The 13,224-nt window shown below is 69.1% G+C and carries 11 protein-coding genes and 3 pseudogenes; 7 read left to right on the top strand and 7 right to left on the bottom strand.

Annotated elements, in window-relative coordinates; translation table 11 throughout:
• Window positions 1–48: 48 nt before the first annotated feature.
• Together QQS16_RS01980 and QQS16_RS01985 are read right to left on the bottom strand one after the other, a co-directional pair.
• Window positions 49–1,593, bottom strand: a complete 1,545-nt coding sequence (locus QQS16_RS01980; RefSeq protein WP_286059840.1) for a PQQ-dependent sugar dehydrogenase — start codon at window positions 1,591–1,593, stop codon at window positions 49–51.
• Between the two features lie 290 nt (window positions 1,594–1,883).
• Window positions 1,884–2,555, bottom strand: coding sequence for a lytic polysaccharide monooxygenase auxiliary activity family 9 protein (locus tag QQS16_RS01985; protein WP_286059842.1), 672 nt, complete (start codon window positions 2,553–2,555; stop codon window positions 1,884–1,886).
• A gap of 571 nt (window positions 2,556–3,126) precedes the next feature.
• Between QQS16_RS01985 and QQS16_RS01990 the strand changes: the two genes are divergently transcribed.
• Window positions 3,127–3,522, top strand: a complete 396-nt coding sequence (locus QQS16_RS01990) for a GNAT family N-acetyltransferase (RefSeq protein ID WP_286059844.1) — start codon at window positions 3,127–3,129, stop codon at window positions 3,520–3,522.
• Window positions 3,523–3,716: 194 nt separating this feature from the next.
• Here QQS16_RS01990 and QQS16_RS01995 read toward each other — a convergent pair whose 3' ends face one another.
• The 3 genes from QQS16_RS01995 to QQS16_RS02005 all read right to left on the bottom strand — a co-directional run bounded on the left by QQS16_RS01995 (window position 3,717) and on the right by QQS16_RS02005 (window position 5,495).
• Entirely contained in the window at window positions 3,717–4,457 is a 741-nt protein-coding gene (locus tag QQS16_RS01995; protein WP_286059845.1) for an alpha/beta hydrolase, read from the bottom strand.
• A gap of 261 nt (window positions 4,458–4,718) precedes the next feature.
• A complete protein-coding gene (locus QQS16_RS02000) occupies window positions 4,719–5,015 on the bottom strand; it encodes a hypothetical protein (RefSeq protein WP_286059846.1) in 297 nt (98 codons plus the stop codon).
• Between the two features lie 207 nt (window positions 5,016–5,222).
• Complete coding sequence (locus tag QQS16_RS02005) at window positions 5,223–5,495, bottom strand: hypothetical protein (RefSeq protein WP_286059847.1); 273 nt, start codon at window positions 5,493–5,495, stop codon at window positions 5,223–5,225.
• Window positions 5,496–5,955: 460 nt separating this feature from the next.
• Between QQS16_RS02005 and QQS16_RS02010 the strand changes: the two are divergent.
• From QQS16_RS02010 to QQS16_RS02015, 3 genes and pseudogenes are all read left to right on the top strand, one after another.
• Window positions 5,956–6,408: pseudogene (locus QQS16_RS02010) on the top strand (AbfB domain-containing protein); the annotation flags it as partial.
• Window positions 6,409–6,501: 93 nt separating this feature from the next.
• Window positions 6,502–6,912: pseudogene (locus QQS16_RS43415) on the top strand (hypothetical protein); the annotation flags it as partial.
• Window positions 6,884–7,381, top strand: a complete 498-nt coding sequence (locus QQS16_RS02015; protein WP_286066187.1) for an RICIN domain-containing protein — start codon at window positions 6,884–6,886, stop codon at window positions 7,379–7,381. The pseudogene QQS16_RS43415 and the gene QQS16_RS02015, both read left to right, overlap by 29 nt.
• Window positions 7,382–7,515: 134 nt before the next feature.
• Here QQS16_RS02015 and QQS16_RS43420 read toward each other — a convergent pair whose 3' ends face one another.
• Window positions 7,516–7,884, bottom strand: coding sequence for a CAP domain-containing protein (locus QQS16_RS43420; protein ID WP_353479652.1), 369 nt, complete (start codon window positions 7,882–7,884; stop codon window positions 7,516–7,518).
• Between the two features lie 13 nt (window positions 7,885–7,897).
• Here QQS16_RS43420 and QQS16_RS43425 point away from each other — a divergent pair, with 13 nt between their 5' ends.
• The 3 genes and pseudogenes from QQS16_RS43425 to QQS16_RS02025 all read left to right on the top strand — a co-directional run bounded on the left by QQS16_RS43425 (window position 7,898) and on the right by QQS16_RS02025 (window position 12,313).
• Entirely contained in the window at window positions 7,898–8,389 is a 492-nt protein-coding gene (locus QQS16_RS43425) for a hypothetical protein (protein WP_353479653.1), read from the top strand.
• 931 nt (window positions 8,390–9,320) lie between these two features.
• Window positions 9,321–9,474, top strand: a pseudogene (locus QQS16_RS43835) (IS5/IS1182 family transposase); the annotation flags it as partial.
• 130 nt (window positions 9,475–9,604) lie between these two features.
• A complete protein-coding gene (locus tag QQS16_RS02025; RefSeq protein ID WP_286059849.1) occupies window positions 9,605–12,313 on the top strand; it encodes a type 1 periplasmic-binding domain-containing protein in 2,709 nt (902 codons plus the stop codon).
• A 415-nt stretch (window positions 12,314–12,728) separates the two neighbouring features.
• Here the strand turns inward: QQS16_RS02025 and QQS16_RS02030 are convergent, their stop codons facing one another.
• Entirely contained in the window at window positions 12,729–13,100 is a 372-nt protein-coding gene (locus QQS16_RS02030) for a MerR family transcriptional regulator (protein WP_286066188.1), read from the bottom strand.
• Window positions 13,101–13,224: the final 124 nt, after the last annotated feature.

Here is a 13,224-nt window from a genome sequence, read left to right on the forward strand (position 1 = left end):
GCGGGTGGGCCCGCCGTTGACGGTCAGGCGGGCCCCGGTGCGGACCGTTCAGCGGCCGACGGCGCAGGCGTCCCCGTTGAGCGTGAACCGCGGGGGCGGCGAGGAGTCACCGGTGTGGCTGGCGAGGTAGCCAAGGGTGACGTGCCCGCCGGGAGCGATCGTTGCGTTGTGCGAGGCATCGCTGGCCGTGACCGTGTTGCTTCCCTGCGTCAGGTCGGTGTTCCAGTCGGAGGTGACGGTCTGCCCCAGAGCCAACGGGAACCTCAACGTCCAGCCGTTCACCGGGGTGTTGCCGGTGTTGGTGACCGTCAGGTCGACCGTCGTGCCGGTCCCCCACGTCCGCACGGTGCGATCCACGCGGCAGGTGGGTTCCTCCCGCGCGAAGGACACCCGGTGCAGGCCGCCGGGCAGGTCGTTGACGACATAGAACTCTCCGTCGACGGTCGTGCCGATCGACGTCACCTGAGTGGGCATCTCCCCGATCTCCGCCTGCTCGTAGCCGCCTTCACCGTCGGAGCGCAGCGCCCAGACCGTGGACGAGCAGTAGTCGGTGGCGATGTACGTGCCGCCGACGAGGCCGGCGTACTTCTGGCCCCGGTAGACGTGGCCGCCGATGATCGAGCAGCCGCCGGTGTACGGGGAGTAGGTGAAGACTGGTTCGGTGTGCTGCTCGCCGGGTACGCAGTGGCCTCCTTGGAACCTCTCCAGACCCTCGTAGCAGGACCAGCCGAGGTTCAGCCCTCCCTCTCCGGACGGGAGGTGGTTGACCTCTTCCCATCGGCCCTGGCCGACGTCGCCGATCCACATCGAGCCGTCGGCGCGGTCGAAGGAGAACCTCCACGGGTTGCGCAGCCCGTACAGCCAGATCTCGTCACGGGCGCCGGGGGTGCCCACGAAGGGGTTGTCACCGGGAACGCAGTAGGCGAGCTGGCCGCAGCTGCGGCTGACGTCGATACGCATGATCTTGCCCAGCAAGGTGTCCAGGCGCTGCCCGGCACGAAGCGGGTCGGCGGAGCCGCCTCCGTCGCCGATGCTCCAGTACAGGTTGCCGTCGGGGCCGAACGCGAGCTGGCCGCCGTTGTGGTTGCTGTACTCGGCGTGTGGCTGGGAGAGCAGGGGCTCCAAGCGGGAATCGTCGAGCCGGTAACGGGCGAGCGTGACCGCGCCGTCGGGCAGTGCCGTGTAGGCCAGGTACAGGTGGTGGCTGTCGGCGAAGTCCGGGGGTACGGCCATGCCGAGCAGGCCGCGCTCGTTACCCGATTCGTCCACGGCGGACGTGATGTCGATGAGCGGGTCCCGGGCCAGGCCGGTGACCGGGTGGTAGACGCGTACGGTGCCCGACTTCTCGGTGATGAACAACCGGTCCGTGCCGTCGTCGGGGGCGACAAGGGCGGTGGGCCGCCTCAGGCCGGAGGCGACCTGGGTGGTGGTCGCCCGCAGCGACGGCAGGGGGACGGACGAGGGGGCCGCCGCCGTGCGGGACCGCCCGGTGTCCGCCGCCGCGGGCGGGGCCGACGCGGCGGCGGACAGCGGGGTGAGGGTGGTCAACAGGAGGGCCAGCAGGAGCGGTCCGGTCCAGCGGCGTCTTGGCATGTCGGCTCCAGATATCGAAACGCTCGTTTCGGTGACGGTGTTCGCATACGGGGGGACGCGACCCGGTGGCGTATCCCGTCAGACGCGCACATCGCGGCGAATGCCACCCCTCGGGGCCGGTCAGGCAGCCCTGAGGTACGGGCGGCGCACAGGTATGTCGGAGCACCGTGGTGTGTCGGAGCACCGTGGTGTGTCGGAGCACCGTGGTGTGTCGGAGCACCGTGGTGTGTCGGAGCACGGCGTCCCGCCGGACGCGAGCTCGTCCGGCGGGACGGCCCATGGGTGCAGGCTCAGCGGAAGTTCACGTCGCTGCACAGGAAGTACGTCTGGTCCATGTGCGAGGCCTGCCAGATCGTGTACACGACGTGGCGACCGCTGTAACCGGACGTGCTGACCGGGATCGAGTAGTTCTGGCTGGGCGCGTACCGGCCGGTGCGGGCCACCAGCTGTAGGTCGCTCCAGCGCAGCGGCTGGGTGGTGGGGTCGAAGCCCTGCCGGGTGACGTAGACCAGGAAATAGTCCGCGCCGTGGCTGGCCTGGTCATACAGCTTCACGGTGAAGTTGCTGCCGATGTCCGAGGTCTTCCAGGAGCCCACGGCGTCCAGGGAGTTGTAGCGCCCGCCCTCAGCGCGGCCGCCGCTGCACAGCTGGCCGTCGGGGACTGCTGCCTGGAAGTTCCCGCCGGATCCGTTGCGGTACAGCCCGTTCCAGTTCCACATGGCGTTGGGGTCGGCCCGCCACGCCTGCCAGCACATGGGGTCCTGCTGGGCCATGGCCGGATCCAGGTGGTTGCTGCCCCATCGGAGCCAGCAGCCGTAGTTGCGGCTCGCGGGGTCGACGACCGAGCCGTGGGCAACGGCGGTGCCGCTCCAGGGGAGCAGGCCGAGGAGCAACGCCGCGAGGAGGCTCAGAACGAGCGTCGAACGGCGGCGCACTGTAGTGATGTGATCATGACAAGACATGTCTCCTTCTTTCCCGTGGGGGGATGCCGGGTCACCGGCGTGGAGATACAGCGAGTGGGAGCGCTCCCAGCTCCAGATTGAGTCTCGTGAAACGAAGCGGCAACATTCATTTGCGCCACTTCCACGCCACCTGGCGCGAACTGTCCACTGCAGAGCGAGGGCCGCCACCCCTCCCGATGCCTGCGGCAGGAGCGGCCGCCCTGGTTCATGGCGCACACCTCGCGATCCGCCGTGCCCGGCCGGCCCTCCCGTCCCCGTGTGCCTGGCGTCCCGGACGTGCGCCAGGCGCGCGTGTCAGAAGGCCGACTCCGGTCGATCACGGACGACCACTGGTCCTGCATCGCTTCGCCGACCGTATCCGTGCCCGCCATGCCCAGGTTCATGTACTCGTGGAAGCCGGCCACAGCCGGCGCTCGATCCAGCGTCAGCTCCGTATGCCATCGCACCGTCGAACAACTCGCGGACGCGAACGTGCCGGAAGCCGCGCCGGATTTCAACTGCTCCGCAAGCGGGTTCTCCTCGCTCCGTGATCCGGTCAGTATCAGCCTCGGCACGGACATACGATCGGGGCGTGACGATCAACTACGAGTGGCGGGGCGACGTCGACAACGCCTCCCTCAACGCGCTCCATGCCGACGGCTTCGGCCACCCGGTCACTCAGGCCGACTGGCGAACGCGGCTGCAGCGCCACAGCCTCGGCTGGGTCTGCGCATGGAAAGGCGGCTCTCTGATCGGCTTCGTCAACGTCGTGTCGGACGGCGGAGCGCATGCTTTCCTCCTGGACACGGTGGTCGCGCAGCATTGCCGGTCGAGAGGTGTCGGAGCCGCGCTCGTCGCAACGGCGGCCGAAGAAGCCCGCGCTGCGAAGTGCGAATGGCTGCACGTCGACTTCGAGGAGCATTTGCGTTCGTTCTATTTCGATGCCTGTGGCTTCAAGGAGACGACAGCCGGCCTGATCGCCCTATAGCGCGGTGGACCAAGTCCTGGGCCTTGTGAACGAAATCTCAGTCGTCGTTCATGACTTCAGGCAGCACGGGCCCCTGCCGAGAGTTCAGCAGGGGCCCACGGTGCGGAGGCCATCGGAGGGCCGGGACCTGTCCTCGATCTGCGGCATGCCTGCCGATATCAGCTACCGTCCGCTGCCGGTCTGACGGCCCGGCCTCACTTCAGATGTCGGGTGAAGAACTGGGCCGCGGCGTCTGCCGCGAACTGCGGGACGCCGGTGTGCCCGCCCATGTTGGCGTGCAGGGACTTCTCCTTGGAGCCGAAGGCGTCGAACAGGTCCAGGGCCGCCTGCCGGTCGTTCCCTTCGTCGTCCCACTGCAACAGGACGTGCAGTGGAATGGTGACCCGGCGGGCCTCGTCGAACATGACGCGAGGCACGAAACTCCCGGCGAAGAGACCGGCGGCCACGATGCGCGGCTCGACCAGCGCCAGCCGGATACCGATGGAGATCACTCCCCCCGAGTAGCCCACCGGACCGCCGATCTCGGGTAGCGACAGGAGGGCGTCCAGGGCGGCCTGCCATTCCGGGACCGCCTTGTCGACCAGCGGGAGGATGAGGGCGTCGACGATCTCGTCGCTGACCGGCTCACCGACCTCCATGACACGGCGCAGGTCGGCGCGGGCCTGCTCGGCTGCGGGCCAACGGGGCCGGTCGCCGCTTCCGGGGAGCTCGATGGTGGCCGTGGCCAAGCCCTCCGCCGCGGAGTGCCGGGCCCGCGCCACCAGTCGGGGGTACATCGTGCGCAGCCCGAGGGGAGGGTGGCCGAGCAGGATCAACGGCACCGGTGCGGAGGCGGATGCGGATGCGGGTGTCCACAAGATGCCGGGGATCTCGTCGAGGGTGAATTCGCGTTCGAGGACGACGTCATCGAGGCGCTGCTCGGAAGTGAACTGCATGGTCGTGCCTTTCGGGAGTACACCGGAACGGCGCTCCCGGACGACCTGTCTATCGCCCGACCGTGACCCCGGAGGGGAGCACCCATGTCGATACTGCGTTCACGGGTACCACCTCCTCGATCTCTCGCACGGCCTTCGGAAATGTAGCAGTGATCGCCAGGTGCTGTCGGTCGGACACGGGTCGCTCATAGGAAGTTGATGAGCGGTACGCTCACGGCCCCGCCCCTGTTCAGGGGCGGGGCCGTGAGCCGTGGAACGCGGTCAGCTGGTCCGGATCGGGTTGTCGATCCAGTGGGACCAGGTGCAGTACTTCTGGGTGTCTCCGTCGTACCGGCAGACCTGGATGCGCACTGCTTCGACACCGCTGGTGTCGGTCAGGTCCGTGGTGGCCTTGGTGACGTCACCCTCGCCGGAGGCCTTGCGCCAGGTGTAGCTCTTGAGGCCCTCGCCCGTGTCGGCCTGGACGCGCAGCCGCGCGTGCATGCCGTCCGCCTCGGTGTCCTTGACCATCAGGTAGATCGGCGCGACCTTCTTGCCGCTGACGAACCCGAACTCCATCGTGCCCCAGGCGCCGGGAACTTGCTCAGAGAACAGGTACGGCGTGTCATCCGCCGAAGCCGCCCCTGTGCCGGCAAGGCACAGAGCGACCGCACCAGCAACGACAGCCCCCGTCCGTACAATCTTTCTCACTCAGAACTCCCCTACCTCGAGACGGATTCGATCAGACGCGATCATGACATACGAGATCAGGAACCGCCCCGGATTTCACTCGGCACCGAATCCGATCGCCAGGTACCTCTTCTCCCCCGAACTGCTCCCCAAGTCGCTCGCGAACACCTCGGACAGGAACAGCCGGCCGTCACGGCAGAGCACTTCCGCAGCGTCGGGAGACATGCTCGCCTCGACGCCCCACACCGACTTCGCGGCCCGGTTCTCCAGCAAGTCGGTCTGCTCGAAGCCGCCATCGTCGATGCTGACGATCTGCCCGCACTTGTCGCACGACGGGCTCTTGCACGCGATCACGTTGCCGCCGTCCATCCGCAGCGGGAGGAGCGTGTAGTCACGCCCGCGGCGGCCCGCCGAGCCGGGGCCTGTTGCACCAGCCGGTCATGAACCGCCTGGCCGAGGCCTCACCCATAGCTGCACCATGCTCAAGGCACCGCCGGGCCGGTATACGGGGATCTGATGAGGAGCAGGGCGTGGGAAGTCTGCTCAGGAGCGTCTCCGGGGTCCGCTGGCGAGAACTGCGCGATGCGACGGGGGCTGCGGCCGGCGCTATTCCCCCTCTTCTGTCCCGGATCGCATTGGGGATGAGGACACGGCCCGCATCGCCATCGATGACCTGGGCGATTGCCATCTGTTCGGTGGGGTTCGTCGTTGGCGAGGCGACAGCTCCCACGGTCCCGTTCCTCCCCGAACTGGCCGGGTCCCCTCAGTGGCCTGCACGGCCGAGTTGTTGGACCTGCTGGGAAGTATCTGCCGGACCGACCAGTGGCACTCCGCCGCCGAGGAGAGCCGCGTACTCGCACGCTGGCCCAACACCGCGATCAACCGGCTCCAGTCGTACAACTTCCAGGACCGGTACGTGCGGCACACCAACTTCGACGTGCGCATCGACCCGAACGTCAGCCCCGTCGACGACTCCCAGTTCCGGATGCGAATCGGCCTGGCGGGCTCGGGCACCGTCTCCTTCGAGTCGGTGAACTTCCCCGGGCACTTCCTGCGGCACTCCGGATTCGACTTCCAACTGGCCTACAACGACGGCACCACCCAGTTCGCCCAGGACTCCACCTTCCGCAAGGTCGCCGGACTCGCCGACGCGACATGGTCGTCATTCCAGTCCTACAACTACCCCGACCGGTACATCCGCCACTACGCGTACCAACTCAAGCTCGACCCGATCACCACCGCGACGGGCCGCAGCGACGCCACCTTCCGCGTGACGAGCTGACCCGACAGCAGTGCCGGCGCCTGAACGGCGATCTCACACCCGCCGCCCGCCCTCCAGCGGGAAGGCGCCGGCATCCATCCGGAGTGATCATGAGTGAGAGCGCGCGACGGTGAAGACCTCTCGTGTGATCCGAAGGTCGGGAACGGTCTGTCCGACACCGAGTCCCGAGCCCACTTCAGCCTCTGGGCGCTGCTGAACGCTCCTCTGATCGCGGGCAACGACCTGCGCACCATGAGCGCCGCCACCAAATCGATCCTGACCAACACCGAGGTCATCGGGGTCAACCAGGACTGGGGCGGCCGGCAGGGCAACCGCCTCGTCGACAACGGCAACACCGAGGTGTGGACCAAGCCGATGGCCAACGGCTCCGTCGCGGTGGTTCTCCCCAACCGCGGCAGCGGCAGCGGCACGGCCACCGTCTCCACGTCCGCCACGCAGATCGGCCTCGGCTCGGCGTCCAGTTACTCGGTACGCGATCTGTGGGCGCACACCACCAGTACGACCAGCGGCTCCATCAGCGCCTCCGTCCCCGCCCACGGCGCCGCGATGTACGTGGTCCGGCGGCGGGACACCGCCCGGCAGCGACACCTACTCGCTGAGGGGTCAGGGCTCCGGCCGCTGTCTGGACATCACCGGCGGCTCCCAGGCCAACGGAACTCCCGCCGCGATCTGGGACTGCAACGGCGCCGCCAACCAGCGGTTCACCAGCACCAGCGCGGGCGAACTGCGGGTCTACGGCGGCGCCAAGTGCCTGGACGTCGTCGGCGCCGCCACCGCCAACGGCACCGCCGTGAGCATCTGGGACTGCAACGGCCAGTCCAACCAGCAGTTCCGCCTCCACACCGACGGCACCATCACGGCCGTCGGCTCAGGCAAGTGCCTCGACGTCAATGGCGGCGCCACCGCCAACGGCACCAAGGTCCAGATCTGGACCTGCGGCGGCGGAGCCAACCAGAAGTGGACCCGCGTCTGACCGATCGCTGCTGACCGACACCGTCCGGGCCGAGTCCCACGGGCCCGGCCCGGCCCGGAACAGAACGGCACCCATGCCGGCCGCGGCCGGCGTGATGGTCCGGCGGGCCGTGACGGGCGTGGACCCCGTGAGCGTCAGCGGGCCGTGCCGAAGTCCTGCGTCCAGTAGTTGCCGGGCTGCGCCACCCCCACACCGATCTCCTTGAAGCCGCAGTCCAGGATGTTGCGCTTGTGACCGGCGCTGGCCATCCAGCCCGCCATGACCTGCTCGGGCGTGGAGTACCCGTACGCGACGTTCTCGCCGTAGGTGCTCCAGAGGTAGCCCGCGCGCGTGATCCGCTGCCCCGGGTCGGACCCGTCGGAACCGGTGTGAGACATGGTGTTGTGGCTCGCCATGTCCGCGCTGTGGGCCTGGGCGGCCTGCGAGAGCTTCGCGTTCAGGCTGACCGGGGAGCAACCGACCTTGGCGCGCTCGCTGTTGACCAGGGCGACCACGCGGGTCACGGCGGGGGTCGTCGTGCCGGCGGCGGGGGTCGTGGTGGCGGGCGGCTTCGGTGCGGCGGTGGTCGTCGAGGGGGGTGCGGCGGTCGGCTTCGGCGCGGAGGTGGTCCTCGTCGGGGCGGGCGGGGTGGTCGTCTTCGAGACGGACGCCTTTGGCTTCTTTGGGGCGGGCGCCGCAGTCCCGGGAGAGGTCGTCGGCGAGGCCGAGGGCGAAGCCGTCGCCGTGGGTTTCGCGGTCCGGAGGTCCCGCCCCCGGTGCCGGTCCCAGGACGTCTTCCCCCCGTCCGTCCGGTGTCCGTTCCAGGACGCCTTCCTCCCGTCCGTCCAGGGACCACTGGACGTGGCCATGATGGCCTCGGCTCCTCCGTCGCCCATGCACGCCATGGCGGCCGACGGCACCGCCACCGCACTGATCGCCAGGATGGCGACGGCTATGGGCCGGCGACGCGTCTTCCTGCGGTGCTTCCGGTGGTTCCTCATGCGGACCTCGTTCGGTCGACTCTCCTGACGCCTCCGGCGAGCTCGGTTTCGCACAGACACTGCGCTTGACCTGCGGGGACGCCTTGCGGGGCCGTCATTGTTAAGAGCCGTGTGAGGGCACGGCAACGGGGGCTTCCACTACCTCGCCTAGTAGGCGAGGGCGCCCCTTGAATCCGGTCCGGGATTGTGCCGGTCCGCCGTGCCCGGACGCCGACTGCGCCTCACAGTCCGTCATAAGGACGACAGAGGCGGTCCAGCGGCTCGGCGCCGGTGACCCGGGCCGGTGCCCCAGGCCGAGGTGCCGCGTATGCCTGGTTCCATACACCAGATCCCGCTATGTCGGCCACACGCCACGTACTATCGCGGCACGTTGATGGGGACCGGGCACGTGAGGGATGTCACTGACTTTCCCCACAACCCTTCCGGCCGACCGGGGTGTGGCCGGTGACGGGGAACGAGGCGTCGAGGCGTCGAGGCGTCGAGGCAAACCGGACCAGGTGTCGGCGGTGACTCACGCCAGAAATCACGGTGAGGGCGTCCAGATGTCACCGCATTCCAGCGATCACCGAACATGAACCATGTACAGCGCAGATGACACAACCTGATCACCACCACGGCTACCTGACAAAGCCGCATCCGGAAGACCACCACCGGCCCGGCCCCGTGATCGTCACACCCCCGAGGCACGCGTACGCCAGACCGCAGCCGCACAACAAACCGATCAGCCCGGGCCACACCACCCGCTTCTGATCACAGACACCGGTCCTGGCCACTCGCCGCCCTCGCCGACCTCGAGCCGGCATGGGCTACGGCGTAACCGCTCCGGGGTCGTCCCTGACCAGGTCCGGCCAGCGCGGGGTGATCAGCAGGAAGCTGCTGCCGTCGGTACCCACCGATCTGATGTTGTCGTTTCGGTGGTACTGGGAGGTATCGCCCCGCCAGTTCCCTACCGGCCAGGTGGCGCCGTCGCGATGTGGGCCGTGCCGGTGGACTCCACGATCGTGCGGGCTCACCAGCGTGCGGCCGGGGCTCGCAAGCAGGCGCCCCGGCCGACGGACCGGACGACCACGCCAGCGGCCGTCCCGTGGCGGACTGACCACGACGATCCACCTCGGTCCACCCACCCGTCCCGCAGTGGCCACCCTGATGGCATGTCAATACCCATTGTAGTTGGACATGTTCGGGGCGTACATTCTGCAATCCGCAGGAATACAGCGAGCAGTCGGCAACGGGGGCCTTCCGCATGACGTCGTTTCGCGGTGAATCCGACGAGCTCTTCCCCGACCCGGTGAACGCGCGGGCGGAGATCTTCGTCAGTGACTATCCGACCGCCATCACACCGGCCGACCCGGCTCGCCTGGACACCCGGCCGCCGCTGTTCGTCTTCCGCGTCTCCACGGGTGGTCCGGCGGGTGAGGAGGGCACGAGGCGCGTCCTGCGGGCGCTGCGCAGGCCGCTGGACGACCGCGGTCCGCTCGTCCCGTACGCGCTCGTGCCCGCCGCCGAGGAGCCGGTGATGCTCACCGAGCAGGCGGGACAGTTGCTGGAGAACGGCACGCCGCGGCGCATGACACCCGACCGGTATCCGCACTTCGACGTCGTGCGGTCGCTCGTCACCTACATCCGTGACCGTCCTCAGCAGTCGGTCGGCGGGTACGCCGAGGAACTGCGCCGGCACGCCTGCGACCGACAGCAGGCGGAGCGGCGAGGTCTGCTCGGGCGCCTACCGAGGGCGGCCTCGACCGATGTGTCGCCCGACGGCGGCGACGTGAAGGGCTGGCTGCTGAAAGTCTTCTGGCTGTCGTTCACCTGCCATCTGCCACGCTGGGTCTGGTCCCGCCGGATCTCCCGGAAGGTGATGCGGCGCTGGCTCGGCGGGATGCGGGAGGCAGGCGGGCGTCGCGACCTGTACCAGGTGATGGCCCACGTCGCCGCCACGCAGGCGCCGCGGTTGCGCACGGCGTCGGACGAGCGGCGCCAGGAGCAGGCCCTGCAGACGCTGGAAAAGCTCCTGCTGAGGGCTCTGCTGGAGGATCTGGCCACGCCGAGGACCGGCCGATACCTGCCCAAACGGCGGCGGCGCACGGCCCGGCCCGTGCTCCTCGTCGAAGTACCGCCACCCGGTGCCGACGGCGCCCGCCGCGCCGAGCGGTTCCTGCGTGTCCTGCACGAGTTGCGTGATACCGCCCCTCGGCCCGGACCGCTCGTCGTCGCCGTCGGCAGACCGGACGACACCCTCATGGCCGAGCTCGGTGCCCGCGAGTCGAGCCTCTCCCACGCCGCCACCGCGCTCGGGTCACAGGACGGCACCCCGGTGGCGTTCACCTTCGACGAGGCGTCCCTCACCGGGCCGGGGCTGCCCATCGCCCGGGTGGAGCCGCACCGTCGCTTCCGCACCAGTTGGCGCACCACCACCACGCTCCTCGCCGGTACGGCCGTACTCGCCCTGACGGCGGGCGGCTTCGCCGTCGAACGGGTCCGCGACGGCGGCGACCGCACCTGCGTCGGCGGTACCGCTTCCGTCGCCGCCCAGGCCCGCTCCCGACCTGTTCCGCTGAACGCCGAAGGCTGGTACGCGGGTGCGCTCAAGGCCATCGCCGACCAGAACCGGCGCGCCGAGGTCTACGCCGCGAAGGGCCGGGACGTGCGCACCGTCGTCGCCTTCGTGTCCAGCCCGCCGCGCAGCGAGGACGACATGCGCTTCGACGGGACGATCCCGGAACTGCGCGGCATCGCGATGTGGCAGCAGCAGCTGAACCAGGACGCGGGCTCCGACGAGAACACGGTCCCGTTGCGCGTGGACGTGCGGAACACCGGTGAGGCGTACCACGACGCCGTGGCGGAAGCCCGCAAGCTGGTCGCCGAGGTGCGCGACGAGAAGAACGCCGAGGACCACGAGAAGATCGTCGGCGTCCTGGCGTACGCACAGAGCCGCGCCGAGACGCGCGCCGCCCTCCAGGTGCTCGGCCAGGAGGGCATCCCCACCGTCGGCACGACGGCCACCGCCAACGAGATGCTGGCCGGGAACGCGACAAGGAGCTACTGGCCCTTCACCCCGGACAATGAGCGCGAGGCCCGGATCGAGGCGAACTTCGCCAGTAGCACCAACATCGTGGCCCGGCGCGACGACAGCGACAGCTGCTCCCCCGCCCGGCACGCCATCGTCATCCGGAGTTCCGCCGACCTCTACAGCCGCAGCCTCGCCGGCCGCTTCGTGTCGGCGTTCCCCGGCACCACGCGCGTCTTCGACTTCAACCAGGACGGCGACTTCGACCCGCAGCCACCGGACGGCGCCCCCACCCTGGTCAGCGCGAGCGTGCTCGCCGAGCAGTTGTGCAAGGCCCTCGCCGAAGAGCCGCAATCCGTCGTGTACTGGTCGGCCCGGGCCAAGGACTTCACCGCCTTCATCAGCGCGATGGACAACCGCGGCACCTGCGTCGACCGCCCGGTCACCGTCCTGGGCGGCAACGAACTCACGAACGTGGCCCAGACCGGCGCCTACGCCGAGCAGAACTGGCTGCGCCTGTACTACTCGGCGCACCGGCTGCCGGACGGGTACGCGTCCCTGAGCGCCGAGACCCGGCAGTTCCTGTCACGGTACGACGCGTTCGTGCGGACCTACGGGGTTGGGGCCGACCCCTGGCGGCAGGACGGCCATTCGGCGGTGTCGTACGACGCCCTCCATGTGCTGTCGGACGCGGTGAACCAGGCCCGGTCGCGCGACGAACGGATCGAGCGCCGCTCGGTGCTGATCACACTTGCCGGCGGCATCACCCCCTTCAACGGGGCCACCGGCTACATCGCCTACGCACCGGACGTCAACGCGCCCCCCGTGGACAAGACACTGGTCATCCTGCGCCAGCTGGGTACCCAGCCGCAGGCGGTGCTGGTGTGTGGGGCGTTCGACATGGGCGAGTCGAGCCAGGAGCAGGGCCCGCCGTGCGTGTCGTGACGGGGTGCTCGCATAGCTCCGATTCCGTCCGACCTGGGCGGTTTCGTTTGGGGCGGCTGCTGCGCTCAGTCGTGCGGTGCGGCACTTGGCGACCGGGATGTCGTGCGCCCCGGCGCGGGGCAGGCGCGGTACCAGCGTCCTTGGTGGACACGCGTGCGTATCCCACGAGGCCGCCGGTCCGTACGGCCGGAGCGGGGGCGAGGAGATCGGCGGCGGCGTCCTGGGGTGGCTGCGCCCGCCAGACCGTACAGAGAAGGGTGCTCCTCAAGTTCGCGAGCGCAACGACTTCTCTGACAGCGTTTTATGCGCTGGATCCGGCGCCGAGCCGGCCGTGCGCCGCCGCTTACCGATCTCGCTCATCAATCGGTCGATTGCTGGACGTCTCCGTCCCCAACCGCAGAGCCCGGCCTGCTGGTTACTGGAGTCGGCAGTGTTGGCCTGTTCGCCAGTTCGCGGTGGCGGCGGCGATCACGGTGCCCAGCCTGTCCCGGGCGCCCACCAGATCGCCGATCCGGCTGTCGATGCGATCCCGTTCCGCCGAAAGCCGGTCGAGCAGCTCTGGCGTGGCCTCACCGTTCACGACACACGGCAGCAGATCCGCGATCGACTTGCTCGGCAGCCCGGCGGCGTACAACTGCTGGATCAGCTGGACACGGTCGACCGCGCTGTCCGGGTACTGCCGCTGGCCGCTGGGGCTGCGTTCCGAGGTGAGCAGGTTCTGTTCCTCGTAGTAGCGCAGCGCCCGAACGCTGACGCCTGTCCTCGTGGCGAGCTCGCCGATACGCATCATGTCTCTCCGATGTGAGGCGGACAACACTTCTTGCCTCTGACGTCGGTGTCAGGTTTTAGCGTATCCCGCGACGGCTCACCCCCTCCGCCAAGGCGAAGGACGCGACCGTGACCAGCTTGTT

The organism is Streptomyces sp. ALI-76-A (assembly GCF_030287445.1).
Lineage (GTDB): Bacteria > Actinomycetota > Actinomycetes > Streptomycetales > Streptomycetaceae > Streptomyces.

Bases quoted from the DNA above. Each gene is read 5' to 3' on its own strand.
- QQS16_RS01980 (WP_286059840.1), bottom strand. From the start codon at position 1,593: ATGCCAAGACGCCGCTGGACCGGACCGCTCCTGCTGGCCCTCCTGTTG.
- QQS16_RS01985 (WP_286059842.1), bottom strand. From the start codon at position 2,555: ATGTCTTGTCATGATCACATCACTACAGTGCGCCGCCGTTCGACGCTC.
- QQS16_RS01995 (WP_286059845.1), bottom strand. From the start codon at position 4,457: ATGCAGTTCACTTCCGAGCAGCGCCTCGATGACGTCGTCCTCGAACGC.
- QQS16_RS02000 (WP_286059846.1), bottom strand. From the start codon at position 5,015: ATGGAGTTCGGGTTCGTCAGCGGCAAGAAGGTCGCGCCGATCTACCTG.
- QQS16_RS02005 (WP_286059847.1), bottom strand. From the start codon at position 5,495: ATGGACGGCGGCAACGTGATCGCGTGCAAGAGCCCGTCGTGCGACAAG.
- QQS16_RS02025 (WP_286059849.1), top strand. From the start codon at position 9,605: ATGACGTCGTTTCGCGGTGAATCCGACGAGCTCTTCCCCGACCCGGTG.
- QQS16_RS02030 (WP_286066188.1), bottom strand. From the start codon at position 13,100: ATGCGTATCGGCGAGCTCGCCACGAGGACAGGCGTCAGCGTTCGGGCG.